23 protein-coding genes and 1 pseudogene are annotated in these 24,304 nt (G+C 59.4%); 12 read left to right on the forward strand and 12 right to left on the reverse strand.

What is annotated here, in order from left to right; all coding sequences use genetic code 11:
• Positions 1–2: 2 nt before the first annotated feature.
• The 4 genes from BM026_RS27720 (at position 3) to BM026_RS27735 (ending at position 3,099) form a co-directional block, all read left to right on the forward strand.
• A complete protein-coding gene (locus BM026_RS27720) occupies positions 3–629 on the forward strand; it encodes a cytochrome o ubiquinol oxidase subunit III (protein WP_058426759.1) in 627 nt (208 codons plus the stop codon).
• Positions 629–970 carry a cytochrome o ubiquinol oxidase subunit IV gene (cyoD, locus tag BM026_RS27725; protein WP_016979640.1) on the forward strand — a complete coding sequence of 114 codons (342 nt, stop codon included), beginning with the start codon at positions 629–631 and terminating at the stop codon, positions 968–970. The genes BM026_RS27720 and cyoD overlap by 1 nt, the downstream gene beginning before the upstream one ends.
• A gap of 11 nt (positions 971–981) precedes the next feature.
• A complete protein-coding gene (cyoE, locus tag BM026_RS27730) occupies positions 982–1,869 on the forward strand; it encodes a heme o synthase (protein WP_003194050.1) in 888 nt (295 codons plus the stop codon).
• Between the two features lie 144 nt (positions 1,870–2,013).
• A complete protein-coding gene (locus BM026_RS27735) occupies positions 2,014–3,099 on the forward strand; it encodes a pyoverdine biosynthesis transaminase PtaA (protein WP_093530787.1) in 1,086 nt (361 codons plus the stop codon).
• A 310-nt stretch (positions 3,100–3,409) separates the two neighbouring features.
• Here BM026_RS27735 and BM026_RS27740 read toward each other — a convergent pair whose 3' ends face one another.
• On the reverse strand, positions 3,410–4,129 hold the full coding sequence (locus tag BM026_RS27740; protein ID WP_071489206.1) for a hypothetical protein: 720 nt from the start codon (positions 4,127–4,129) through the stop codon (positions 3,410–3,412).
• A 253-nt stretch (positions 4,130–4,382) separates the two neighbouring features.
• Between BM026_RS27740 and BM026_RS29740 the strand changes: the two are divergent.
• A pseudogene (locus tag BM026_RS29740) lies at positions 4,383–4,466 on the forward strand (hypothetical protein); the annotation flags it as partial.
• Here the strand turns inward: BM026_RS29740 and BM026_RS27745 are convergent.
• Together BM026_RS27745 and BM026_RS27750 are read right to left on the reverse strand one after the other, a co-directional pair.
• Complete coding sequence (locus tag BM026_RS27745; RefSeq protein WP_093530789.1) at positions 4,463–5,710, reverse strand: 2-aminoadipate transaminase; 1,248 nt, start codon at positions 5,708–5,710, stop codon at positions 4,463–4,465. The pseudogene BM026_RS29740 and the gene BM026_RS27745 sit on opposite strands and share 4 nt — an antisense overlap.
• A gap of 83 nt (positions 5,711–5,793) precedes the next feature.
• On the reverse strand, positions 5,794–6,693 hold the full coding sequence (locus BM026_RS27750) for a LysR substrate-binding domain-containing protein (protein WP_071489208.1): 900 nt from the start codon (positions 6,691–6,693) through the stop codon (positions 5,794–5,796).
• 144 nt (positions 6,694–6,837) lie between these two features.
• Here BM026_RS27750 and BM026_RS27755 point away from each other — a divergent pair, with 144 nt between their 5' ends.
• Positions 6,838–7,866 carry an amino acid ABC transporter substrate-binding protein gene (locus tag BM026_RS27755; protein WP_093530791.1) on the forward strand — a complete coding sequence of 343 codons (1,029 nt, stop codon included), beginning with the start codon at positions 6,838–6,840 and terminating at the stop codon, positions 7,864–7,866.
• Between the two features lie 11 nt (positions 7,867–7,877).
• Here the strand turns inward: BM026_RS27755 and BM026_RS27760 are convergent, their stop codons facing one another.
• The 3 genes from BM026_RS27760 to BM026_RS27775 form a co-directional block, all read right to left on the reverse strand.
• The gene (locus tag BM026_RS27760) at positions 7,878–8,891 is read right to left on the reverse strand and encodes a diguanylate cyclase domain-containing protein (protein ID WP_256575435.1); all 1,014 of its coding nucleotides are present in this window, start codon (positions 8,889–8,891) and stop codon (positions 7,878–7,880) included.
• A gap of 139 nt (positions 8,892–9,030) precedes the next feature.
• The gene (locus BM026_RS27765; RefSeq protein ID WP_093530793.1) at positions 9,031–10,920 is read right to left on the reverse strand and encodes an alkaline phosphatase D family protein; all 1,890 of its coding nucleotides are present in this window, start codon (positions 10,918–10,920) and stop codon (positions 9,031–9,033) included.
• A 433-nt stretch (positions 10,921–11,353) separates the two neighbouring features.
• Complete coding sequence (locus tag BM026_RS27775) at positions 11,354–12,151, reverse strand: MlaA family lipoprotein (protein ID WP_093128321.1); 798 nt, start codon at positions 12,149–12,151, stop codon at positions 11,354–11,356.
• Positions 12,152–12,317: 166 nt separating this feature from the next.
• Here BM026_RS27775 and BM026_RS27780 point away from each other — a divergent pair, with 166 nt between their 5' ends.
• Together BM026_RS27780 and BM026_RS27785 are read left to right on the forward strand one after the other, a co-directional pair.
• Positions 12,318–13,028, forward strand: a complete 711-nt coding sequence (locus BM026_RS27780; protein WP_093128324.1) for a response regulator — start codon at positions 12,318–12,320, stop codon at positions 13,026–13,028.
• Positions 13,025–14,344: an ATP-binding protein gene (locus BM026_RS27785; RefSeq protein WP_093128326.1), complete on the forward strand. Its 1,320-nt coding sequence runs from the start codon at positions 13,025–13,027 to the stop codon at positions 14,342–14,344. The genes BM026_RS27780 and BM026_RS27785 overlap by 4 nt, the downstream gene beginning before the upstream one ends.
• Positions 14,345–14,406: 62 nt before the next feature.
• Here BM026_RS27785 and BM026_RS27790 read toward each other — a convergent pair whose 3' ends face one another.
• From BM026_RS27790 to BM026_RS27800, 3 genes are all read right to left on the reverse strand, one after another.
• Entirely contained in the window at positions 14,407–16,650 is a 2,244-nt protein-coding gene (locus BM026_RS27790) for an ATP-binding protein (RefSeq protein WP_093128329.1), read from the reverse strand.
• A complete protein-coding gene (locus BM026_RS27795; protein ID WP_092249308.1) occupies positions 16,647–17,261 on the reverse strand; it encodes a biliverdin-producing heme oxygenase in 615 nt (204 codons plus the stop codon). Before BM026_RS27795 ends, BM026_RS27790 begins: the two co-directional genes overlap by 4 nt.
• Before the next feature lie 194 nt (positions 17,262–17,455).
• Positions 17,456–17,836 (reverse strand): response regulator, encoded by a 381-nt coding sequence (locus BM026_RS27800; RefSeq protein ID WP_092249305.1) that lies wholly within the window; start codon positions 17,834–17,836, stop codon positions 17,456–17,458.
• A 183-nt stretch (positions 17,837–18,019) separates the two neighbouring features.
• Here BM026_RS27800 and BM026_RS27805 point away from each other — a divergent pair, with 183 nt between their 5' ends.
• The 3 genes from BM026_RS27805 (at position 18,020) to BM026_RS27815 (ending at position 21,131) form a co-directional block, all read left to right on the forward strand.
• Entirely contained in the window at positions 18,020–18,394 is a 375-nt protein-coding gene (locus BM026_RS27805) for a c-type cytochrome (protein WP_071489217.1), read from the forward strand.
• Between the two features lie 3 nt (positions 18,395–18,397).
• Entirely contained in the window at positions 18,398–20,497 is a 2,100-nt protein-coding gene (locus BM026_RS27810) for a hypothetical protein (RefSeq protein ID WP_256575564.1), read from the forward strand.
• A gap of 67 nt (positions 20,498–20,564) precedes the next feature.
• Complete coding sequence (locus BM026_RS27815; RefSeq protein WP_092249296.1) at positions 20,565–21,131, forward strand: hypothetical protein; 567 nt, start codon at positions 20,565–20,567, stop codon at positions 21,129–21,131.
• Positions 21,132–21,134: 3 nt separating this feature from the next.
• Here BM026_RS27815 and BM026_RS27820 read toward each other — a convergent pair whose 3' ends face one another.
• From BM026_RS27820 to BM026_RS27830, 3 genes are all read right to left on the reverse strand, one after another.
• Positions 21,135–21,476: a hypothetical protein gene (locus BM026_RS27820; RefSeq protein WP_371914427.1), complete on the reverse strand. Its 342-nt coding sequence runs from the start codon at positions 21,474–21,476 to the stop codon at positions 21,135–21,137.
• Between the two features lie 145 nt (positions 21,477–21,621).
• On the reverse strand, positions 21,622–21,909 hold the full coding sequence (locus BM026_RS27825; protein WP_071496423.1) for a colicin E3-like toxin immunity protein: 288 nt from the start codon (positions 21,907–21,909) through the stop codon (positions 21,622–21,624).
• A 15-nt stretch (positions 21,910–21,924) separates the two neighbouring features.
• Positions 21,925–23,088, reverse strand: a complete 1,164-nt coding sequence (locus BM026_RS27830; protein WP_093530799.1) for an S-type pyocin domain-containing protein — start codon at positions 23,086–23,088, stop codon at positions 21,925–21,927.
• Positions 23,089–23,243: 155 nt separating this feature from the next.
• On the opposite strand from BM026_RS27830, the gene BM026_RS27835 reads away from it, so the two are divergent.
• Complete coding sequence (locus BM026_RS27835) at positions 23,244–23,879, forward strand: type VI secretion system amidase effector protein Tae4 (RefSeq protein WP_256575565.1); 636 nt, start codon at positions 23,244–23,246, stop codon at positions 23,877–23,879.
• Positions 23,880–24,304 lie beyond the last annotated feature (425 nt).

Here is a 24,304-nt window from a genome sequence, read left to right on the forward strand (position 1 = left end):
CCATGTCGAACTTAGTGACCAATGCTGGACACGCCCATGTCGATGACCATGGGCACGATGACCATCACCACGACTCGGGGCCGATGACCGTTTTCGGTTTCTGGCTCTACCTGATGACCGACTGCATCTTGTTTGCGTCGATCTTCGCGGTGTACGCGGTACTGGTAAACAACGTAGCGGGTGGCCCGTCGGGCCACGACATCTTCGAACTGCCTTACGTGCTCGGCGAAACCGCCTTGCTGTTGTTCAGTTCGATCACCTACGGCTTCGCCATGTTGGCCTTCTACAAGGGCAACAAGAAAGGCGTACTGAGCTGGCTGGCCCTGACCTTCCTGTTCGGCCTGGGCTTCATCGGCATGGAGATCAACGAGTTCCACCTGCTGATCTCCGAAGGCTACGGCCCGCACCGTTCCGGCTTCCTGTCCGCGTTCTTCACGCTGGTAGGCACCCACGGTCTGCACGTGTCTGCCGGCCTGCTGTGGATGGCGGTGATGATGTATCAGGTCAATAAGCACGGCCTGACCAACACCAACAAGACTCGCCTGACCTGCCTGAGCCTGTTCTGGCACTTCCTGGACGTGGTCTGGATCTGCGTCTTCACCGTTGTTTACCTGATGGGGACTCTGTAATGGCTAATGCACACTCCCATGACCATGACAGCCATGATGCAAGCCACGGCAGCGTCAAGTCGTACGCCATCGGCTTCATCCTGTCGGTAATCCTGACGCTCATCCCGTTCGGTCTGGTGATGTACCCGACCCTGCCGAAGTCGATCACCTTGATGATCGTGCTGGCATTCGCGGTGATTCAGGTTCTGGTGCACCTGGTGTACTTCCTGCACCTGGACCGTTCCAAGGAGCAGCGCGACAACGTGGTTGCGTTCGTGTTCGCAGGGATCGTAATCGTACTGCTGGTTGGCCTGTCGATATGGATCATGTTCAGCATCCATACGTTCATGATGGCGAAGTGAGGTAAGACCCGATGTCGCTTAAGCACTTTATCCAAATCACCAAACCGGGGATCATTTTCGGTAACGTGCTTTCTGTGGCGGGCGGTTTCTTCCTGGCCTCCAAGGGACATGTCGATCTGGCCATCTTCCTGGCTGCAATGATCGGCACGTCCCTGGTGGTAGCTTCCGGATGTGTGTTCAACAACTGCATCGACCGTGACATCGATATCAAGATGGAGCGCACCAAGAATCGTGTGCTGGTCCAGGGCCTCATCTCCCTGAAACTGGCACTGATCTATGCGACCGTCCTGGGTGTTGCCGGTGTGGCGTTGTTGTACAAGGTGGCCAACCCGCTGGCGGCGCTGTTTGCCGTGATCGGTTTTGTCATCTACGTCGGCCTCTACAGCCTGTACCTCAAGCGCAAGTCGGTTCACGGCACGCTGGTGGGCAGTCTGTCGGGGGCGATGCCGCCGGTGATTGGTTATGTGGCTGTAACCAATAGCTTCGACATGGCCGCGCTGACGCTACTGGTGATGTTCAGCCTGTGGCAGATGCCGCATTCCTACGCCATCGCGATTTTCCGCTTCAACGACTACCTGGCTGCTTCGATTCCGGTATTGCCGGTAAAACGGGGTATCCAGGTCGCCAAGAAACACATCCTGCTGTACATCCTGGCCTTCCTCGTGGCGACCTTGATGTTGACCTTCAGTGGCTACGCCGGCATGAGCTACCTTGCCGTTGCCGCCGCCATGGGCATGTACTGGTTGTACATGGCCTGGACCGGCTACAAGGCGGTGGATGACACCGTCTGGGCGCGCAAGCTGTTCGTGTTCTCGATCTTCACCATCACCGCGCTGAGCGTGATGATGTCCCTGGATTTCCAAGTGCCGAAAGAGCTGCTGCTGACCTACGCTCACTGAGTGGTCCTGCAGTGAAAAAGCCCCGCCTTCGAGAGAAGCGCGGGGCTTTTTCTTGGACGGGGTTTAAATCCCCGGCTGCGTTTATCGTCATACCCCTCAGTACGTGCTGTGCGAATCCATCACCCGCCTACAAGGAGTAGCCCTATGGTCAGCGTAAGTCGTCGGTCCCTTCTCGCCCTGGGCGCCGCCCTGCCTCTGCTGGGGCGCCTCGATTGGGCGGTTGCCAGCCCGCCGCCGACCAAGACTGACAAGGTGCTGCTCAACTACAACGAAAGCCCCTATGGGCCCTCTCAGGTCGCCCGCGAAGCCATGCAGAAGGGAATCGCCACAGCCGGGCGTTATCCCTACAAACACATGTACGCCCTGGCCGGGCTGTTTGCCCAGCAGCAGGGGATTGCCGAAGAACAGGTGGCGGTATTTGCCGGCTCCATGGCTGCACTGCGCTATGCAGTGCTGGCATTCACCAGCGAGACCCGCGGTCTGGTGATGGCTACGCCATCCTACGAAGTGCCACGCCAGGCGGCGCAGGCGAACAAGGCCTCGGTCAAGGAAGTCAGCCTCAACGCCGACCACGGCCATGACATCCCGGCCATGCTCGCCGCCGACCCCCAGGCCGGTATGCTTTACCTGTGCAACCCCAACAACCCGACCGGCACCGTGACGCCCACCGACGCCATCCGCCAGGCCTTGGCACACAAACCCGAAGGCAGCGTGTTGGTGGTGGACGAGGCCTATATCGACTTCGCCGACACGCCCAGCGTGGTCAGTTGGGTCAAGGACCACGATGACCTGCTGGTGCTGCGCACCTTCTCGAAAATCTACGGCATGGCCGGTGCCCGCCTGGGACTGGTGGTCGGTCATCCGGCGCTGCTGGAACGCCTGGCCGTGTTTGGCGGTGACAACGTCCCGGCGGGCAGCACGTTGCTGGGCGGCCTCGCCAGCCTGGAGGACGTGAAGCTGTTGCCGCAACGCAAAGCCCTCAACAATCAACTGCGTGATGAGACCGTGGCGTGGTTGAAAGGCCGGGGTTTCACCTGCACCGCGTCACAGGCCAACTGCTTCATGATCGACGTGAAGCAACCGGCGGAGCAGGTGATCGAAAAGCTGGCGGCGCAAGGTGTGATGATCGGCCGGGTGTTTGAAAGCTGGCCGCAGTGGGTACGGGTGACGGTGGGGGACAAGCAGGATATGGCGCGGTTTCGCGAGGTGTTTGCGCAGCAGGTCAGTTGACGCGACGCCGAACACATGTGGGAGCTACTGTCTTGATGACCATAACTTGGCATCCCTTTCAAGGTCTTTGAAAAACCGACCCTATCTGGCTGATACCACTCCATTAAGGGCGATCACTGCAACTGTGGCGAGCGGGCTTGCCCCGCGTTGGGTTGCGAAGCGACCCTTGAAGGAGGAATGCGGTGAGTCAGGCATTCTTCGGCCGCGGGTTTCAGGGCTGCTTCGCAGCCCAACGCGGGACAAGCCCGCTCGCCACAGAGTACTTATCGCCTGTTCTACCTAAAGACCTTGAAAGGGTTGGGATTAAGGGTTACTGCTGCGCGATGCTGTACCCATCAAACGCCGTCTGCTGCTGCAACGCAGTAATCACGCTCTTGCGGTTCAAAGGCTGTTCGGCGCCGGCGTTATCCACAAAGCTCTCGACTTCCAGCTCCGCTTCATCCCCTTCACCCACAAAGCTGAAGCCCAGGAACTCGAACGCCTCACGGTCAACGTTCAGTTTCGAGCGCGGCGTGCGCAGCGGCAGGGTGACGCTGATGCCATCCTTGCTGATCACAAACACTTCGGCTTCTTTCTTCGGGCGGGATGCCTTGCTCTTGCCGGCGCTCGGGTTGCTGATGGCCTGGTGGCTCTGGTTCAGCACTTTCAACGCCAGGCCGTAGACCAGCTCCTGGAACTCGGGGTCGTCCTTGAAGCAGGACAGGATGCGGCTGATGGAGAACTGGCTGCTCAGGTTTTCCAGGGCGGCATTGTCGGCGGCCTCGGCGTCCTTGAGCTGTTTGAGCTGACCCATCAGGTCGTAGGCCTTGTCGTCGTCGAAGGCATCGTGGGCCTGACGGATGGCCACGCGCAGTTCGCGGATCTGGTCGCTTTCCTTGGAGGTGTGGAACGCGTCCAGCACCATCTCGCTGATGATCTTGGCGGCGGGCAGATGCTGTGAAAGATTGATGGCGTTTTCGTATTCGGCTTTGGCGTGCAAGGCGACGACGGATTCTTCGGTGGCAGATTGTTCGGTGTAAGAATCGGACATTGAAATTTCACTACTTCAGTAAACGAGGACAAAAAAGCGTCGGGCATTTTCAGGGGGGAGGGAGGTCAGGTCAAGGCAGCACACTGCCTTTGAGGTTCCGCTGATCCATATCAAGTGGCTGCTTGGGGAATTTCGCGACAACAAGCCTGGGGCTTGGCTGGCCCTGGTGATCTGCCTGATGACGCATAAAAACAATTGCACACCTGAACCGAGGAGACCACTCCAGGTCAGGTTTTAAAGAAATATTGCGATGTTCTCGGGTCAACCGCGCCCGGACTTCCCCGACACGGTCAAGGACTGGCCGAACGGCGGCAGGCCCGTGGATGCGCGCTACTAGTCCAACTGCTTGAGGCAGGCCTCAAGGATATCCAGGCCTTCCTCCAGTACTACGGGTTCGATGGTCAGCGGCGCAAGCAAACGGATGATGTGCCGCGACTTGCCGCTGGGCATCAGCAACAACCCGGCGCCCCGCGCCAGGCCCAATAGTTGAGCGAGCTGTTGCGGTGCGGGTGTGCCGTCGGCGTTGGCCAACTCGATGCCGCGCATAGCACCGACACCGGTCAGGCGGCCCAGGTATGGCAAGCCTTGCGCGCGCCAGCTCTCATAGCGGCTGACGATGGCGTGTTGCTGCTGTGCGCCCCAGGCGTGCAGGTGTTCGTCGGTCATCGCATCCAGCGTGGCCAAGGCCGCCGCACACGCGATGGGGTTGCCGGAATAGGTCCCACCCAAACCGCCTTTGGGCAGGTTGTCCATCAGCGCCTTGCGCCCGACCACGGCGCCCAGCGGCACTCCACCGGCGATGCTTTTGCCGAGCAGGATCAAGTCCGGTTCGATACTCAGCCGCGAAAAGGCAAAGCGCTGGCCGGTACGGCCAAAGCCTGACTGGATTTCATCGGCAATCAGCAGGATGTCGTGTTCATCGCAAAAGCGTCGCAGCGCCTGGGCAAACTCAACGTCCAGCGCAAGAAAACCGCCTTCGCCCTGCACCGGCTCGATGATGAAACAGGCCACATCGTTGACATCGATTTCCACGCTGAACAGGCGCTCCATGGCCTTCAACGCCTCGGCGCAGCTCACGCCGTTGTCGGCACTCGGGTAGGGCAGGTGATACACCGGACCCGGCAGCACACCGACCTTCTGTTTGTAGGGCGCTACCTTGCCGTTGAGGTTGAGCGTGGCCAGGGTGCGGCCGTGGAAGGCGCCGTCGAAGGCGATCACCGCCGTGCGGCCAGTGGCGCCGCGTACGATCTTCAGGGCGTTTTCCGCGGCTTCCGCACCGCTGTTGGTGAGCATGCCGCTGACTGGGTAGGTCACCGGGATGAATGTGGTCAGCCGCGCCATCAGTTCGATGTAGGGTGTGTGCGGGGCGGCGTTGAACGCGTAGTGAGTCAACCGGGTGGCTTGGTCACGAATCGCCTCGACCACGCCCGGGTGGCAATGACCGAGGTTGAGCACACCGATGCCGCCGACAAAATCGATGTAGCGTTTGCCCGTGGTGTCCCAGACTTCGGCGTTCTTACCGTGGCTGAGGCTGATGGGGTGAACGATGGAAATCGACTGGCTGATGGTTTCGTGGCTCATGAATCGCAGACTCGGCAGTGACGGGCGTCTTTTTATCTAAGCCGGGCACCTACCCTCGTCGCAAACGAAATAAAGTCGCCGGGTCATGACTGAAAATCGCGATGTGCGCCTACATAGTCGACCATCCAGCTCAGGAAAGCCTTCACCTTGGGAATCTCGCCGGCATGTTCGGCATGGGCGATAAAGTGCGCGCCGCTGCTGGGCATCGCATAGTCCCATGGAATCATCAGGCTGCCCTGGGCCAGTTCTTCGGCCACCAGGTACTGCGGCACCAACGCGACGCCGTAGCCCGATTGCGCCGCACGAATGCACATGTAGAACGTGTCGAAGCGCGGCCCGTGGTAGCTGTTCTGCGAGTGCAGGCCCTGCTCCAGGAACCACTCATGCCAGGCCTCCGGGCGCGAGGTGCATTGCAGCAGGGTGTGACGTGACGAAGCATCACTGCCTTCGGCGACAAAACCCGGCGCACACACCGGCACCACCGCCTCACGGAACAGCTCGATGCAGGTCGCTCCCGGCCATGAACCCTGGCCGAAGAAAAACGCGATATCTGCCTTCGCCTGCAACACATCGAACGGCTCCAGCTCGTTGCGCACGTCCAGGTGGATGTTCGGATGCTTCGCTGCAAAATCCTTGAGCTTGGGCACCAGCCAGCGGTCGCCGAAGGTCGGCTGGGTGGCGATGCGCAGCACTTCGGTCTCGCCGCCGTAGGTGAGGATGTAGCGGCTGGAGATGTCCACCTGTGTGAGGATTTTGTGCACTTCTGCCAGGTACAGCGACCCGGCCGGCGACAGGTACAAACGCTGGCGCACCCGGTCGAACAGGTTGTGGCAGAGCATCTCTTCCAACTGCGCGACCTGTTTGCTCACCGCACTCTGGGTCAGGTGCAGCTCTTCGGCGGCACGGGTAAAGCTCAAGTGGCGGGCGGCTGCCTCGAAGCATTGCAGGGCAGTCATCGAAGGGGTCAAGCGTTTTGAAATCATGCACTTCATTCCAAATCGGAAGGAGCCTTTGCCTAAAGGTCGTTTGTGGCAGCGGCGCAAAGCCGTTGATACTGCCCGGCAGCACTATAAACCGGCGCGGGCTGTACGACGCCGAATAATAAGGAATGACAGGGAGAGCCTTGCATGAACCCACTCAAAACCACCTTGGCCGTGATCGGCGCCACCGCTGCATTGGGCCTGGCGAGCAGCGCGCAGGCGGGCGTGACCCTGGACGCCATCCAGAAGAAAGGCTTCATCCAGTGCGGTGTCAGCGACGGCCTGCCGGGTTTTGGCGTACCGGACAGCACGGGCAAGATGACCGGCATCGATGTGGACGTGTGCCATGCGGTGGCGGCGGCGGTCTTCGGCGACGCATCGAAAGTGAAGTTCACCCAGTTGACCGCCAAGGAGCGCTTCACCGCACTGCAATCCGGTGAAATCGACCTGATCTCGCGCAACACCACCTGGACCAGCTCCCGCGATTCGGGCATGGGCCTGGTGTTCACCGGCGTGACCTACTACGACGGCATCGGCTTTCTGGTGAACAACAAACTGGGCGTTACCGGCGCCAGGCAGTTGGACGGCGCGACCGTGTGTATCCAGGCCGGCACCACCACCGAGCTGAACGTCTCGGATTACTTCCGCACCCACGGCATGAAGTACACGCCGATCACCTTCGACACCGCCGACGAAAGCGCCAAGGGCCTGGAAGCCGGGCGCTGCGACGTGCTGACCACCGACCAGTCGGGCCTGTACGCCCAGCGCATCAAGATGGCCCACCCGGACGAGTTCGTGGTGTTGCCGGAAGTGATCTCCAAGGAACCTTTGGGGCCGCTGGTGCGTAAAGGCGATGATGAGTGGTTCAGCATCGTCAAGTGGACCTTGTTCGCCATGCTCAATGCCGAGGAAATGGGCATCACCTCGCAGAACGTCGAGCAGCAGGCCAAGAGCAGCAAGAACCCGGATGTTGCCCGGTTGCTGGGAGCTGATGGCGAGTACGGCAAGGACCTCAAGCTGCGCAAGGATTGGGTGGTGCAGATCGTCAAGCAGGTGGGTAATTACGGCGAGGTGTTCGAGCGCAACATCGGCCAGGGCAGCGTGCTGAAGATCAAGCGCGGGCTCAATGCGCTATGGAACAACGGCGGCATCCAGTACGCACCGCCGGTTCGATAGCACGGGGGCTGTTATTCAGATACTCCATCTTTTCCCGCCGCTTTGGCGCGGTACAACGCCTGGTCGGCACGCGCCATCAGCGCGGCGGGGGACTCATCCTGTTCGCGCTCGGCTACACCCAGGCTCAAGGTGACTCTGAAGTCGCCGCCGTGCGAGCTGTGTTTCAATTGCTGGCGGATGCTTTTTGCCAGTGCCTTCGCACTGTCCAGCGAGGTCTTGGGCAGGACCAGCACAAACTCGTCGCCGCCCCATCGGGCCAACAGATCCCCACGGCGAATACAGCGTTGCAGGCATTCCACTACCTGCACCAGCGTCTGATCGCCCACGCCATGACCGAAACGGTCATTGATCGGCTTGAAGTCATCGATATCCATCGCGATCAGCGTCAGCGGCAGGCGAAAGCGTTGGGCGCGCTCGCATTCTTCCAGCAGCACTTTCTCCAGGCGGTAGCGGTTGGCGACCAGGGTCAGGGCATCCCGTTCGGCCAGCGAGCGGTTTTCATCCAGCTGTAGCTGCAACTGCTGGTTGACCCGCGACAGCTCGCGTGTGCGCTCGGCCACCAGCGCCTCAAGGGATTGATTGCGTCTTTCCAACTGTTCGACGGAGCATTTTCGCAGATGAATGTTGCGATGGGCGCCCACCATCCTTGCGACCGAGCCGTCGGCGTTACGCGCAATCACGTAGCCACGGTCTTCGATCCACAAGTAGCTGCCGTCTTTTTTGCGACAGCGGTACTCGGCCTGGTAGTAAGGGGCACGCCGGTGGATGTAATCGTCAAACAACTTCATCACTTGGGCATAGTCGTCCGGGTGAATTACGCTTTCCCAGGTGAATACACTGTTCTCCAGCGCGTGGCGGGGATAACCCAGCATTTCGTACCAGCCTGGGTTGCGGTAGACGAACCCGGTGTTGGCGTTCCAGTCCCAGATCCCATCGCTGACCAACTCCAGCACGGTGTGCAGCATGTCGGCGTTGAAGTGAGAGAAGTCCTGTTTCAACGGGTTGGTGTCGGAGTTATCGACCATGTGCGCATTCCTTGCCTGAGCAGACCTCAAGGCCTGCCGTTGTTGACGCCGATACTCCGTGGCTGGCGCTACTGTACAACGGGGCCTGGGTGCTTTGAATAGGGCAGATGTACGGCTAAAGGTTGATGGCTAATGGCTATTAATCAGGTGCCATCATCTCCGTCCGCCCCTTCCCATCCGCGTTGTGCTGGTAGATCGTTTCAGGCTGGCCTTGCTCGTTGAAAAACACCTGGCCGATCCCCGCCGAATTCCACAACCGCTCGCCGGCTTCGGCGTGCTCGGGAATATGCGGCACCACCTGCATACTGCGACGGCGCGTGAACCCGTTGAGGGGCGAGCGGGGTGAGTAGAGCCAACGGTTGAGCCGGTCAAACCATTCCAGCAGGCGTGGGGGGAATTCATTCTTGATGCCACTGCTGGTGATCTGCCAGATCCTGGGGCCCGCGTTGCGATGGCGGATCAGCACTTCGTAGACGAATGAATAGTGAACGTCACCTGAAAGGATCACGTAGTTACCCGGTGTACGCGAGTGGCGAAAGATATTGAGGATCACCTGGGCAGCGCCACGGTGGGCCATCCAGTTTTCCGCATCCACCAGCAACGGGTGGCCGCACCAGCTGAAAATCTTCTGGACCGTCTCGATCAACTTCACGCCAAAGATGGGGGCGGGGGAAACAATAATGGCCGAAGGATGGTCGAGCAGTTCCTGTTGCAGCTCACTCAGCGCCTCCCAGTCCAGCAGGCCGGACGGTTGCTTGAGGGTGAACTCGCTGCGCCACCGGCGCGTGCGGGTGTCGAGCACCACCAGGGCCGGGGTAGTGGGTAGCACGTAGTGCCATTGCTGGAAGTTGAGCAGCGCTTGGATCAAATCATCCTGGGCGGCGGCTTGCAGGTGGTTGGCCTGGGGCTGGCAGGTGAGCGACTGGGTTTGGCTGACCAGTTCGTTGAACGCATCCGGCTGGTTGCCCCAGCCCTGGCAGAGCAGGTAGGCCAGCAGAGCGTTACCGATGATGCGTTTGGAGAACGGGTGGCCGTAGGCGGTGGCTTCCCATTGGGCGCTGAGGTTCCAGTCGTCGGTGATGTCGTGATCGTCAAAGATCATCAAGGTGGACAGGTGCGCGAACACCCGGGCGACGCCTGGCAGGCCATTGCGGAATCGCTCGAGTTGCACGTGTTCGCGGAGGTAGCGCGGCTGTTCTTCTGTGCTCAGTTGCGGCGCTTCAGGCGCGATCAGTTCCCACGGCGTCGGCGACCATACCAGCAGGTACATCGCGATGACTTCAGCGAAGGTCACCAAGTGATTGTCGGCAGTGCTGCTGGTGAAGATCGGCTTTTTCACACCGCCAAAGAAGCGTTCACGCAGGGTTTCGTTGCTGTCCAGTGCCGGCAGCAGGTCGGCGCGATGGTAGTAGCTGGCACGATGCCTGTAGAGGCTGGCGCTGTCATCGATCACGGCACCCTCAAGGTATTCATCGAACAGGCCCAGGCGTGCGATCAATGCATGTATGGCGCGCAACATCGGCCCGGCCACATCGTCGGCGTACACCTGGTCACCGCTCATCATCAGCAGGGCCGGGCGCTCGGCGGCATTGGTGGCATCGGCCAGCAGGCGGTCGACACACAGCAGGCCTTCATCGGCGCTGTGGTGGGGTTTGCGGCATGAGCCGTGTACCAACTGATGGATACGGCTGTGCAAAGCAAAGCTTGGGTATTGGGCGTTGGCGTACAGCAGGTGTGGCGCCCAGTCGGCGATGCCGGTGTTGTCGAACAGCAGGTCGTAACGGATCGTCATGTCCTGGGGCAGGGCATCGTCCAGCGGTACATCGATCAAGTGGATAAAAGCATGGCGCCCCACAGGAACGACCTGGCAATGATCCAGGTTGATCTCCAGGGTTTGGGCGGGCAGATGCAACTGCAGGGTCAGTTGCAAGGCTCGACTGCCCACCAGCCACAGTACCAGGCGCCGGGGTTCGAGGCGGCGCAGCAGTGGGCCGGCCAATACGGCGGGCAGTTTATCGAGGTGCGGCATGCAGGTAATGGTTCCACGCTGGGTTTAACCGGCAAGGTTAGCCCAGTGAATGTCATGGTTTTGTTAAGCAGGAGTACGAAGGGCCGTGCACTGCCCTTCGAATCAATGCAGGTTAGGGCAACCTGCCCTGCCCCAGGGAGTCTATCCCACCTCCGCTTTTGCGACGGTCGTTGGCGGCCGTGCTCCCAGGATCGGCGGCGTTCAGTTGCGAGTGTGTGACGTCAATGCTGCGCTTCCTGCGCTGGGGCTCTGCATCATCCTGCTGCAGTGGGGGGTAAAAGCTGCCCAGTGTGTGATTGATTGCGCTTGGCATGGATGTTTCCTTATAGCGTTTAGAGGATGACTTCGCCTGTTGCAGCGAAGTGAGGCCAAACATAATGACGGCATAGCGAGTAGGCTATAAACCCACTGCTGCAAGAGATTACATGGTTGGCTACCGCGCTCTGAAGTCATCCGAAGCGCTGTTCGCACAACTGTCCAGCGCAGGAGATGTCGCGCCTGCCTGGCCCTCGCGCACAAAAGCCGCCCGATTTTCCGCCACTACATTACGCAACGCGCTGTAGTAATCCGGCAGTTTCTGCAGGCTGTCGGTGAGCGGTAACAATGATGCACGGGTATCGACCGTGCCGCCCACCAGGCTGATGGTGCCCAGGGTTTGCACGGTATCGCTGTCGCCCAGTGGCGAAACCAGGAAGCTCAAGACCTTGCCCGCCGCATCCCGGCTATTGCTGGTGCCCAGCAACGGCAGTTCGACAATCGGCCCATTGCCGATTCCCCACACGCCGAACGTCTGGCCGAAGTCGGCTGTATGGCGCGAGATGCCCAGGCGGTCCGACACATCGAACAGCCCCACCACGCCCACCGTCGTGTTCACGGCGAAACGCCCCAGGGTATTGACCGAGCGTCGCGGGTTGCCTTGCATGAGGTCGTTGATAAACACCGCCGGCTCGCCGAAGTTGCTCGCAAAGTTATGCACACCCTGCTGGAAAAAATCCGGCAGGTCACGGTAACCACGTGCTATCGGCGCCAGGGCGTAGTTATCCACAATACGGTTGAACGCAAACACGCCACGGTTGACTGGCTCGGCCGGGTCATACACCGGGTAATTCACCTGCGCACAGCGAGCAGGTGGCGCCACCTGGGTTGGGCTTGCGCAGCCCGTCAGGTAAGACACTGTCAGCAACAGCACGGCCTGGCGGGCCAGATGCCGGGGGTAGGTCAACGAGCGCATGGGCACAGCCTCCGCAAAAAAGGGAGGCCGATCCTGGCAGTGCAACCTTGCGCAAAGATGTCTGGTTTATTGCGGCGTTGACGCTTTATTGCACGATTGAAATATATGACGGACCGCGCCGAATGGTTTTAGATAGCGCCTCGAACCCACCCAGTGAAGACCGTCGGTGAGCAACTTGTTGATTGTGGACGATGACCTTGAAGTCCTCGCCCTGCTGAAGAAATTTTTCCTGCAACACGGCTATGGGATCGAGACGGCTGCCAGTGGCGCCGAGTTGTGGGCGGCCATGGAGCGCCAGCCGGCTGACCTGATCATCCTCGACCTGATGCTGCCCGGTGATAACGGCCTGCTGCTGTGCCAGCGCCTGCGCCAGCAATATGCGACGCCGGTGATCATGCTCACTGCCATGGGCGAACTCAGCGACCGTGTGGTAGGCCTGGAAATGGGCGCAGACGACTACTTGAGCAAACCATTCGATGCTCGCGAATTGCTGGCGCGGGTGCGCGCGGTCTTGCGTCGGGCGGGCGAAACGCGACTGCCTATGGGGGAGGTGGCACGCCCCCGGATCCACTTTGCCGGCTGGCAGTTGGACCTCACACGCCGCGAATTGCGTTCGCCCGACCAGGTGATGATCCCGTTGTCGTCCGGCGAGTTCGACCTGCTGCTGGTGTTCACCGAACACCCCCAGCGCGTGCTGACCCGTGAGCAGTTGTTGAACCTGGCGCGAGGCCACAGCCACGACGCTTTTGACCGCAGCATCGACGTGCAAGTGAGCCGCCTGCGTCGCAAGCTGGAATTCGATACCAAACGCCCGGCGATGATCCGCACGGTGCGCAATGGCGGCTACCAATTCACCGTCAGCGTGACCCGTTCATGAGTCGCCGCCCACGCGACACCGTGGCGCGCTGGATCGCCCTGACGGTGCTGGTCGCGATGTTCACCGCATTGGCGTTCAACGCCCTGTTCGTGCAACTGGCGGGGGTTTGGGCACGGCCGCCGCTCACCGAGACCGGGCTGCTGGAAAAGATCGCCGTGGTGGTGCGTGTGATCGAAGCGTCGGAGCCGGCGCAACGACCGCGTCTGGCCGAGGTCATGGCTGATGACGCGTTCAGCGTGAGGTGGTCGGCGCAGCGAACCGCCTTTGATCTACCCGTGCTGAATGACCCGGATTTCCAATCGGGAGAACAGGCCTTCGAGCACCTGCTGGACGGCCCGATCCGTCCCATGGAAGCCTATGAACCGTCTGACTGGCCCGACGGCAATGGCCACTACCTGCTGCTGATGCAACTGGCCGATCAGTCCTGGCTGATGTTTACCGCGCCTGCCCGCAGTTGGGGCCTGGACGAGGGCGCACGCAGTGTGATCGTGGTGTTAATGGTGCTGATCTCCACCGCACTGGTCACCCTGGTGGCCACTCGGCGACTGGCGCGGCCGCTGCAGGACTTTGCCCAGGGCGTGCGGCGCTTTGGTGCAGACTTTCGCGCACCGCCCATCGAGCCGGTGGGGCCCCATGAAATCCGCCAGGCGATCCTTGCGTTCAACAGCATGCAGGCGCAATTACGCCACTTCATCCAGGACCGCACGCAAATGCTCGCGGCCATCTCCCACGACCTGCGCGCACCGCTGACGCGCCTGCGCCTGCGCGGGGAATTCATCGAAGATGCCGACCAGCAGCAGCGGCTGTTTCGCGACGTCGATGAAATGCAGGCCATGATCAACACCGCCCTGGAATTCTTCCGCGATGACGCCCGGCTGGAGCAGGCTACGCAACTGGACCTGGCCGAGTTGCTGCAAACCCTGATCGACGACTACCGCGACCAGGCGATCGACATCACCTTTCGCGGCCCGCCACGCCTGGTGTACTTCGGCCGGCCCCTGGGCCTCAAGCGGGTGATCACCAACCTCGTGGACAACGCGATCCACTATGGCATCGCGCCGGAGATCGAGTTGCAGCACACACAGGACGAGGTCGTGATTCGCGTGCTGGATCGCGGGCCGGGCATTGCGGCCGAATATCGGGAGGAGGTGTTCCTGCCGTTCTATCGCCTGGAAGGCTCACGCAACAAAAGCACGGGCGGTGTCGGCTTGGGACTCTCGACCGCTCGGGCGATTGTGCTGGAACATGGCGGCACCGTGACCCTGGCTGAGCGCCAGGGCGGAGGGCTGGAAGCGGTGGTGGTGTTGCCCGTTTAAACATGGCTTGTGGCAAGCCCGCTCACCACAAAAGTCTCGACCTTCACAGTCGGGACGTTCAGTCAGGTATGCGAGTCGTCGATCACCTTCGGCACCGTAAACCGGAACTCACTTCCCCGACCCACTTCACTTTCGGCAACGATCTTGCCGCCATGGGCCTGGACGATGCCTTGGGTGATGTACAGCCCCAACCCGCTGCCGGTCGGGTTGTTTTCCGTCTGGGTCCAGTAGCGATCGAACACGTACGGCAGTTGTTCCGGCGCAATGCCTTCGCCGGAGTCGCGCACAGAGAACACAATCTCTTCGCCATTGCTCATGGCGCTGATGCCGATGTTGCCCTGGCGCGGAGTGAACTTGATCGCGTTGCCGATCAGGTTCGACAGCACCTGGAACAGACGCTCCGGGTCGGCATTGATCTGCAGGCCCGGCTCGGCGTTGAAAGACAGGTCGATGCCCTTATCCATCGCCAGCGGTGCCAGCAGGGAATAGGCTTCCTCGAAGATCTGGGTCACGTCGAGTGCCACCGGCTTGACCACATACCGCCCGGCCTCGATTTTCGAGGTGTCGAGCAAATCCTCCAGCAGTACGTTCATGCGCCCGGCCGCCTGTTGCATGGTGTCGATGGCCGAGGAAATTCGTCGCGAGGTGTGTGGGCCATCGGAGCTGAAGGCCTTTTGCATCATGCCGCACAGCATCGAGATCACTGTCATCGGGTTACGCAGGTCGTGGGACACCACCGCCACCAGTTCATCACGCGCACGCACCGCTTGTTGCTCACGCAGCACCTGGCGCGCCAGGTCGTTTTCCAGGGCCGAGCGGCGCAGGTCGTTGGCGGCAAAGTGGTCGCCATGGCTCCACTTGGTGGAGATACCGGCCATCTCCACTTTCCAGATTTCAAACGAGGTACGTGGGCGAAGGCGCAGGCCAGCGTCGGAGTTTTCCAGGTCCAGCGGTTTTTTCGGGTCGCCACTCCAATTGATGTTCTCTTTCACTTCCGGACGGAACCACAGCACAGCGTTATCCACCGGCTTGGGCAGGCTCATGGCCAACACGCCACTGGCCACCTGCTGGAATTCGGCGGCCGGCGGGTACACCGACACCAGGTTATGGCTGGAAAACACCGGCTCGCTGCGCCCTTGCAGCCACTTGTGCAAGGCGCGGATCTGCGCCGGCTCCGGGCAGTTGCCGTAGCGGTGCAACTGCTTGTCTTCGATGATCGCCACGCCGCCGGACAGGGTCAGGTCCATCAGTACCTGCGGTTGCTGGGCCAGGCCGTCGAATACGTTATCTTCCGAGCGTTTCATCGCCTGGTCGAGCAACGCCAGGGCCTCGACTTTTTCCTCGCGCTGACGGCTCAGGTCCAGGGCCTCCATGGCGCTGATCTGCAACGACAGCACCTGGCCGATGGTCTGGCAGGTGGTGCGCAGCTCGTTCGGCACCAGCAGCGGCTCGCGGTTGCCGCAACTGATCAGCCCCCAGAGTTTGTCGCCCTTCATCAGCGAAATGCTCATGGACGACAACACGCCCATGTTCTGCATGTACTGGCAGTGAATCGGCGACACGCTGCGCAGCGTGGCAAAGCTCAGGTCCAGCGGCTGGCCGGTGTCCGGGCGCAGCTTGGGCAACAGTGGAACCGGCTCGTAGGCCGCGTTCGGGATGATGCGTAGCCAGTTGGTGCGATACAGCTCGCGGGCTTGCTCCGGGATGTCGGACGCGGGGAAGAACAACCCGTTGAACAGCTCCATGGACGGCGCCGACGCTTCGGCGATCACCTGGCCGTGGCCTTCATCTTCGAAGCGGTAGATCAGCACGCGGTCGTAGCCGGTCATGGCCTGGATTTCAGTCACGCTGATTTCGTACAGCGCTTGCAGGGTTTTCGCCGACTGCAAACGTTGCAGCATCTTGCCCAGGTCACTGGTGCGCCCGTTCAGTGCCCGTGGGCGGAAGTCTTTGAGACGTGGCTCGAATTCCAGCACCAGCACATTCTGATGGCGGTGCAGCAGGCCTTCGAACTCTGCGCCGTTAAAGGAAACGTGCAGCGGTGGCGCGTCAAAAAACGTGTTGTTTTCGGCCATGGCGGCGACCGCCTGGGCGGGCTCGGCGCCCATCAGCGTGTGCAGTGGCTGGCCCAGCAGCGCCTCGGGCGCATGGCCGAACAGGCTGCCCACGTTGGCACTGACCTGGATGATAGTCAGCTCGGGCTCGGACAATGTCAGCAGCACGCCATGGGGCTGGATTGCCCCCGGGAAGCGAATCGGCTCGTCGGCACAGTTGGCAAGCAGCTCTTCAAAATCTTCGGGTTTCATAGCAGTACCTCCTGGCTGTCGAGCCATTGCTCAAAGCAGCGGAACGTTGAACGGGCTGCCTCTACCGCGCGTTGTTTGGCGGGGGCATCCAGCGGCAGGCGGCCCAGGTAATCGAGAAAGTCTTTCCAGCGTCGACCGGTCTCGGCGCCGTATACATTGAGAAACGCCCCACCGTTGTCGGCGTTGACGTCCAGGCGCTGGGCCATTTCCCGGCGCAGCACTTGGCCGCCGAGGGTTGCGCCTTCCAGCACGTACAGGGCTCCGAGGCAGGCGGCGGGGGTGTCGAGGGTCGGGAGTTCGGCGCAGCGGGGCAGGGCGCCGATAGCCTGTTCATTCAGGCCCAGTGCATCCAGATCGTGCAGTAGCGTCGGGGTTTTCGTACGCGCCCCCTGATCGAAGCCCTCAGGGATCAACTCACATTCGTACAGCGCCGCTTCCATCGGTCCATAAAAACCGTAGTACGCCTCAAGCAAGCGCTGATACCAATCGGCATCCAAATGCTCAGAGAAAAACGGCAGGCGCTTCTCCAGCGCCACATGCAGCAGGGCCGTGCCTGTGCGCAACGTTTCCAGCAAAGAGGGCGCACCAACGTCATGGGCCTGTGAATGCATTCAGTGAGCTCGAACTGTGGGCCTCTCGGCCATGAATGACGCGTTAAACGGGCGACAATTCTACACAACTCATGGCGGTCAGCTGTACGCGCAAGGCGAAAAGGCTGACCAGCGGATCAGAAAAGTCGCTCCTTGCTTGCATAATGACCCTGGACGGCGCCATGAAGTTCGATCTGAGTGATATCGTGACGCTATCAGTGCATTGACAAGCCTTGTTGGGTCAACGCCGTTTGTACGCACTCAATCAAATGCTCAGTGCTCCACGGTTTGGGCAAAAAACGCACCGAGCCGCCCAACTGCGCCGCCAACTTGGTATTCCCCGAGGTCAACACCACCGGCACCGTCGGCCAACGATGGGCCACCACCTTGCTCAGGTCATAGCCATTGAGCAGGCCCGGCATCTGGATATCGCTGACAATCAGGTCGACCGGATCATCGGCCCGCTCAAGATAAATCATCCCCTCATCCGCCGAAGGAAACGACGTCACCAGCGCGCCGAAATCCTCCAGTACATCCACCATTAACGCCCGAATGATTTCGTCGTCTTCCAGCACCAAAATCGATGGCTGAGCCATGATCCTTACTCCACCATCAGGGATTCAGTAAGGTGGAGTGGGATGGGTTGGAATAGGTTCGATTGGATGTGTACCGGGCGATGGATGGTCGTTTCAGAGCGCTTCCCGGGCTGTTACCAGAAGCGGCGGAGTGAAATTGATACAGGCATAATCGGCCTACCGTTGCCGGCTGTGGAGCCTTTGATGAAATACGCCTTTTTCACCCTCGCCCTGATCCTTAACGCAAGCCCCGCTCTGGCGGCCGGCGACGCCGAGGCAGGGGGCAAGCTCTTCACCAAGACCTGCGGCGGCTGCCACAGCATCGGCGAAGGCGCGCGCGGCGGTTTCGGCCCGCAACTCAACGGCATCATCGGCCGGCCCGCCGCGACGACCACGGACTATCAGTATTCCGACGCGATGAAAAACTCCGGTGTGGTCTGGACCCGTGACAAGCTCGCGGCCTATATCGAGGCGCCGAAGAAGGTGGTGAGTGGTACGCGGATGATCTTCTGGGGTATCAGCGACCAGGAGAAAATTGAAAACATCCTGGCGTATCTGGAAACCTTCCAGCCCAAGTGATTGGTGTCGATCGAAGCCTGCGGGCTTTACCTTAAAAAAACCAGAGGCACGCTGATGGACCGGCAACTGCTCAAGCTCGCCCGCAACAAACAACTGGCACACCCCGCGATGCTCGACGAGTTCGACATCAACGATTGGATTGTGAAATACCAGGCGCTTTATCCTGGGCACAGCATCGAAAGAGGCTTCCTGGAAGGTGCACGCTGGCTGAACACCCAATTTAAACGGGTGAAGAGCAGCCGTCTGCACTATTCGTTCAGTACAGATGAGCCGCTGACGTATGACGCGCTGATCAGCGCACATATCGGGTCGGCCAATCACTTCTTCTGCGCAATGTCCGCCGAGGCCCTGCACGCCGTCGAGGCCAACCCGACAGCATCCCTTGAAGAGCACCTTTCATTCCGTTCTTCATTGACCAACGGTGAGTCCGGCCTGCCACCGGATCACCTCAACATGCTGCGGCTGGATTCGCTCTGCGGGCCGATCTGGGATCTTTATCAAAACCGCCATGACCTGCGTGTGCTGTTCCCCGACAATTGCCCGCATATGCTCAGCGCTATCAACTTTTTTGCCTATGAAAGCGACCTGGTTCAACTGACCCATAGTTTCAAAAAAATCTGGCAAGAGTTGTTGTACGGCGGCATGGAGTTTTTTGCCGACTCCAAAGGCGTACTGCTCTCCTCTGCGTCGGAGCATCTGGATCTGGTCAAAGTGATTTATGAATACCGCCGTGATCACCACAACGGTACCAACGGTCTGAGAATTTCCAACGACCTTCATCAGGGGCGCCAAACCTATGTGCCCCGGCTTGGGTGGCAGCGCTATATCCACTGCGTCGGCACCGACGTGTTGTCGATCGGCAACTGGTCTGAATTAAGCGACAGCGTCCAGACAGCCGCGCTTTATGCGTATCTGTCGCCGTATTACATGATCGACGAGTACCTGCATCCGTTGTTCGATGCCTCTCTCGACCCGGCTGTAAAAAGTACCGAGTGCCAAAACCTGCTGCATATCTGGCTGCACCTTGCGGTGATCGCGGCGCAACTCAAAGAGCGCTATGGGCAGATGCCTGCGCCTCGGCAGTGGGAAGACCTGCTCAAGCTGTGTCCGCGGTTTTCCCGCAACACTCTTGTCGAACGGCTTGCAGAGTCCACGGGGCTTGCAGTTGAACAGGTAAACGCGGCCATTGATCTGCTCCTTTACGAGGCCAAGAGCCTGCAGCACGACCTGTGGTCGCGACCGTTGGTGAAGGTGGATGAAGACGTACTGATTCCGATCAGTGCGCCGTTGACGGCCAGCATCTCCAGGAATTTTGATATCTGGCTCAGCATCATCGACCCCAAAGGGAAGCAACGCGGACGACTGTTTGAACGTTACCTGCTCGCGGTGTTGGAAGATTGTCGCAAAACCAACCCGATCATGGCGGGCTTGACATGGTTGGGGGCGGTGAAGTTCAGAGGACCGTCCAAGGTTGTCGAGGAGATCGACCTTGTGTTCTCGTTTGGCAGTCTGCTGGTGGTGTGTGAATTGCGCAGTCGTCGAGCACCGATAACACCGCTGGATTACCACAACGATTTTTCCGACAACAATGGCATCATCCATAAAGCCCGCCAGGCGCGGCGAAAAGCCCAGCATATTCAGCAAGGACTGGGGGCATTTTGCAGCCAGTATTTTCCTCACCTCAGCGACGCGTCCGAAGTCACCGTGCTGCCGCTGGTGATCGTCAGTGGTCCTTACCACGCCGGTTTTGCATATGACGACGTGCCTATTCTGGACGCTCACTTGCTCAGGCATTTTCTCAAGGATGGCGAAGTCCGGTTTGGAGGACGCGCGGACTCCGATACCGCTTACGACTACGGCTATGCCTTATATAGCGACGTGGAAAGTGCGCAGCGTGAGTTCGCAGGTTATGCCGCGAACCCGGCTCTGATCAGGGTCTACCGAACCATGGCCCAGCCCCGGCTGCACAGGTACCCCCTGCGGGGCGAACAGGCTCAGCCAGTGCGGAGTCTGTTCTACGAGCTTTCGGGTTTCAGCTTCGAGGAGCAATTGGCCGTGGCACAGTCGGTTTCAGGCGGCAAACTGCGCAAAATTGACAGGTGATAAGGTTTGGAACATTCCCTGTGGGCCCTAGTCTCTTCATCACCCTCATTCGATAAGGATATCCTCCGTGAAGCGAATCGCATTGCTCTCCCTCGCTCTGGCCCTGGGCGCCTGCCAATCCAACCAACGCGACTCATCATCCAGCCTGTTCAAGGACGGCATTCAGTTTCGCCAGAAAACCGTGGCTGTGGATGCGGAACACGCCAAAGTCATTATGAAGTCCAGTGGCGGCACCCCCGCCGTCGACTTCTCGATCAGTCGCGAAGGCGATCCTGACTCACGCATGGAAGCCCTCGGCACGGTGATGGACACCGGCGAAGGCAAGGTCTTCAACTGGATCGCCAAGCTCAACCAGACCGTGGCCAGTGCGGGCTTCAAGCGTTTCCCACAACTGGAAATCCAGGCCGACCCCGGCAAGAAACTCACTGTATCGGGTTACGCGAACGACACCCGTACTGGTTACTACTACACCTGCGGGCCGGAGATGAATACGTTTAGCCCGGAGAAGGCAAAAGTGTATCTGGTGGAATTCCAATTCAAGGGTTCGGGGTGTGAGCAGCATGTGTATGACGTGACGGACCCGGCAAATCGGGTACCGGTGGCTGAGGCGGGGAGTGGGGGTAAGTCGGGTTGAGGGTTAGCCGTGGTGTGGTAGACCCTGCGGGAATACCACACCGTTGAAAGTGTGGGTGCAGCAGTTGCAGAAGGGTTTCATCTGCTCGGGCGTCAGCTGTGGGTTGACCTTTTGCAGCAGGCCGCCTTCGTCGACCCACAAGCCGCTGTAGTAGCTGTTTTCATCCGTTCTCACGTAATCCTGCTTGTCGCTTTCATGTTGCGCGACCATCCAGAACATCGGCTCCGGACGATCCAGGCGGGCGTTGGCTTCGCTGAACACCTGATCCCATGGGTGACCGACTTTGGAAAGTAGAAAGCGGAATAGCGGGGTGTAATCAAAGCCATGCCGTTTATGGCTATGCATCGAACCGCGGTTTGATTGTTTGTCTTTTTCGCTTTTGGTGTGCCGCTCATACCGGTAGGCGCGACAACTGCCGTGGCGCACGCCATGGGTTCGGGTGTTGACTGAGCGGTAGAGAAGGGGCTTTTGCGATGTGGGTTTCATTGCATCACGACGCCTTTTTGGATTGTTTTGGAGGCGGTGGCCAGGCGCCTTGGTAGCGGAAGGAGATTTGGTAGTCGAGGCGGTTGGGTTGGATCACGTGCTGGAAGTACGGCTGAATTAGCGTTATCCAATTGGGTTGGACGTTGAATACGTCGGCATATATCGCGGTCTCTTCGCTTAAGCCCAATGCTTCAAAAATACTGTCTGGGTCAGCGATATCCGCTGAGTATTCATCCGCTTTCAAGTCATTGCTGTGCTTTTCGTACCATCGCAGTCTGATTTTCATCACCATTTTCAGAATTCCTCTTTATCTATAAATTCGACGTTTCGGGTCCGCCGGTCCTCGACGCTCGGCGGTATAAGGATCAAATGCACCGAGGTGTTCCAAGTCACTTTTTCGATAGACTTCCAGCTCGGCTTTCTTGGAATCCCATTCAAATATTCTTTTTCCTTTTGCGTCTATCCAACGTTCGCGTAAGCCAACGCCCCCTCTTCTTGGCGTCACAGGCCTTTGCGGAATCAGACCAGGGAAGCCTGTTATATCTTCGGCTTTGGGGGCTGGGAAGTAGTCATGGTCTGGGTTTCTGAGCCCTTTCCTTGGCTTGTTGACCACCACATACAGCGGCCGTACCCCCGACTCCACCGGGAACACCAGAATAAAATCCCGATACTCCGGCGGATAAACCGGGTTCACCAGAATCTGCGCCGCTTTCTCCGTCGGCGGATAAATCCAGATCATCGGCGCTTGCGGCGCAGCCTCCAATGGCGGAATCCCCAGCGTGTCGCTGGGATCAACGGCGGGTGTCCAGATCAACTCCACACCCTCACCCAAATCCGCCACAAACTGATCGCCACGGTTTTGGAACTGCACCACATCAATCATCTGCCAATCGGCATGATTGCCTGTGTAGAACCCATACCCCTTGAGCGTGCCGTCCTCGCGTTGCTCGATATACAACCGCATCTGCGACCGCGCCCGTTGCATCGAACGCAACTGCTCCTCGCTGTAGAGCGCGCTATCACCCAGCTCTGACGGCCAGGCCAGCGCCACCAAGCCCGTCAGCAGGCCCCCGGCGACCGATCCAACGGCAGTTGCCGCCGACTCCCAAACGGCCGACCGCAACGCCAACTGGCCCAAACCTGCAGGCAATGTGCTGCCGCCGATCTTGCGCAAGGCAACCGCGCCCCTGCTATCCACCTCACGCCCACCCAGCAGGCTTAAGTGGCCGTACTCCCTGATCAGCTCCAACGGGATATAACCGCTGGGGTTGAAGTAATGGGTGATGCCATCAGGCAGTTGGCAAGGCTTCATGAAGACGCAGCCGGGAGGTCTGGCCAGCGTGGGGGCTGGGGCAGGGGATGGCTCGAAAAAATCAACCGATGGCGAATACGGCGCACGCGATGGCTGCTGCGTCAGGATGCGTTGTTTGCGTAACTCTTCTGCGGTGGGTGGGTAAGAGCGTTCTGGCATGACGGCTCACTTCCTTGTGCGAGGAGGTGAGCCTACGAAGGCGGAGCGATGGTAGGTATTGGCTTTGTTCGATGGCTGGCGTGGGAAAAGGCAACAGGTTGTCAGCGCTCTAGAAGGCGAGCGTTTGAGCGCCTTGATCCACACGCGACAGGCTTGTGCGTATTGTCCTGCAAGCCAAGCCTATGTCTTGCGTAGGACCGTTCTGGATTCGCTCTGGCGTTCTCTTTATCCGTACCGTGTTTGCTACGGTCGCGGAAAAAATACGCATGGAAAGCAGAATGCTGACATTCAATACCCTATGGAAAAACCACCCGGAAATCTTCGGCGACGCGGCGCCATGCAGAACCAACGGTGCCAAGAATTTCAGTGATCAATGCGCGATCAATCTTGGTGTGGCACTGCGTAGATCTGGCGTTGACCTGAGCAGTTTAAGCAGCGTGCGCTATTGTTGGCAGCATCCCAAAAGCGAGGGACACATACTGGCCGCAGAGGAAATGGCCAACGCATTAAGCCGCGTCATCATTCCCGGTTTACTAAGCATGAAGAAGATAAAACCCGAAAGCTTCGAAGATGAGTTGGCTGGGCAACAAGGCATTATCTTCTTCCAAGACTTTTGGCGCCGGGGAAACGAAACGTTTGGTAATCGCAGTGGTGATCACATCGACCTATTCAACGGTCGGCGGTTGACGGACTGGTTGAGCTACCCGCGTATTCAGCTGGGATTTTCGATTGAAGGGACGTTCTCGGATTATCACGAGTCCAGGGAGATATGGTTTTGGAAGGTTGCCTGAAAGTTGTTAAGGGGGTGGTGTTTGTTGTGCTGGTGGTTGCGGTGGCACTTGGGGTGTTTAACGGGGTGGTAGTGATCCTATCGGCGTATTTTGGGCCGTTTTATGAGGGGGATGCGGAGCAGAGTCGGAATTTTGGGCTTTGGCTGGTGGGGAATGGGGTGGTTGTTGTCGGGGCAGTGACGGGTGGGGTGGGTTGGTATCGTAGGCTTCTGCGAAGGAGGTGATGAGCTTACCAAGCGGAAGTAGGAGCCGATTCGGTAGCGCCCGATGTTGGTGTTTCGAATATTGCGATTTTCGTTTGTTTCGTTTAGTTTTGGTCTCAACTGAATTTCGGGGAGTATCAGTTTTTTTGTGTTCGGGCTGGTTAGGGCCTGCCGTCAGGCAGGCCCTTGTTTTACCAGCTCGGTCTGGTAAATCGGTCTCCG

Origin of the sequence: Pseudomonas sp. NFPP24 (assembly GCF_900112095.1) — a bacterium.
GTDB classification, from domain to species: domain Bacteria; phylum Pseudomonadota; class Gammaproteobacteria; order Pseudomonadales; family Pseudomonadaceae; genus Aquipseudomonas; species Aquipseudomonas extremorientalis.

What these genes read in the sequence shown, in the direction of transcription:
- BM026_RS27800 (WP_092249305.1), bottom strand. Translation starts at nt 17,836, where the DNA reads ATGGCTCAGCCATCGATTTTGGTGCTGGAAGACGACGAAATCATTCGG.
- BM026_RS27830 (WP_093530799.1), bottom strand. Translation starts at nt 23,088, where the DNA reads ATGCCAGAACGCTCTTACCCACCCACCGCAGAAGAGTTACGCAAACAA.
- cyoD (WP_016979640.1), top strand. Translation starts at nt 629, where the DNA reads ATGGCTAATGCACACTCCCATGACCATGACAGCCATGATGCAAGCCAC.
- BM026_RS27740 (WP_071489206.1), bottom strand. Translation starts at nt 4,129, where the DNA reads ATGTCCGATTCTTACACCGAACAATCTGCCACCGAAGAATCCGTCGTC.
- BM026_RS27795 (WP_092249308.1), bottom strand. Translation starts at nt 17,261, where the DNA reads ATGCATTCACAGGCCCATGACGTTGGTGCGCCCTCTTTGCTGGAAACG.
- BM026_RS27755 (WP_093530791.1), top strand. Translation starts at nt 6,838, where the DNA reads ATGAACCCACTCAAAACCACCTTGGCCGTGATCGGCGCCACCGCTGCA.
- BM026_RS27720 (WP_058426759.1), top strand. Translation starts at nt 3, where the DNA reads ATGTCGAACTTAGTGACCAATGCTGGACACGCCCATGTCGATGACCAT.
- BM026_RS27785 (WP_093128326.1), top strand. Translation starts at nt 13,025, where the DNA reads ATGAGTCGCCGCCCACGCGACACCGTGGCGCGCTGGATCGCCCTGACG.
- BM026_RS27775 (WP_093128321.1), bottom strand. Translation starts at nt 12,151, where the DNA reads ATGCGCTCGTTGACCTACCCCCGGCATCTGGCCCGCCAGGCCGTGCTG.
- BM026_RS27745 (WP_093530789.1), bottom strand. Translation starts at nt 5,710, where the DNA reads ATGAGCCACGAAACCATCAGCCAGTCGATTTCCATCGTTCACCCCATC.
- BM026_RS27735 (WP_093530787.1), top strand. Translation starts at nt 2,014, where the DNA reads ATGGTCAGCGTAAGTCGTCGGTCCCTTCTCGCCCTGGGCGCCGCCCTG.
- BM026_RS27760 (WP_256575435.1), bottom strand. Translation starts at nt 8,891, where the DNA reads ATGGTCGATAACTCCGACACCAACCCGTTGAAACAGGACTTCTCTCAC.
- BM026_RS27765 (WP_093530793.1), bottom strand. Translation starts at nt 10,920, where the DNA reads ATGCCGCACCTCGATAAACTGCCCGCCGTATTGGCCGGCCCACTGCTG.
- BM026_RS27820 (WP_371914427.1), bottom strand. Translation starts at nt 21,476, where the DNA reads ATGCATAGCCATAAACGGCATGGCTTTGATTACACCCCGCTATTCCGC.
- cyoE (WP_003194050.1), top strand. Translation starts at nt 982, where the DNA reads ATGTCGCTTAAGCACTTTATCCAAATCACCAAACCGGGGATCATTTTC.
- BM026_RS27825 (WP_071496423.1), bottom strand. Translation starts at nt 21,909, where the DNA reads ATGGTGATGAAAATCAGACTGCGATGGTACGAAAAGCACAGCAATGAC.
- BM026_RS27805 (WP_071489217.1), top strand. Translation starts at nt 18,020, where the DNA reads ATGAAATACGCCTTTTTCACCCTCGCCCTGATCCTTAACGCAAGCCCC.
- BM026_RS27790 (WP_093128329.1), bottom strand. Translation starts at nt 16,650, where the DNA reads ATGAAACCCGAAGATTTTGAAGAGCTGCTTGCCAACTGTGCCGACGAG.
- BM026_RS27750 (WP_071489208.1), bottom strand. Translation starts at nt 6,693, where the DNA reads ATGATTTCAAAACGCTTGACCCCTTCGATGACTGCCCTGCAATGCTTC.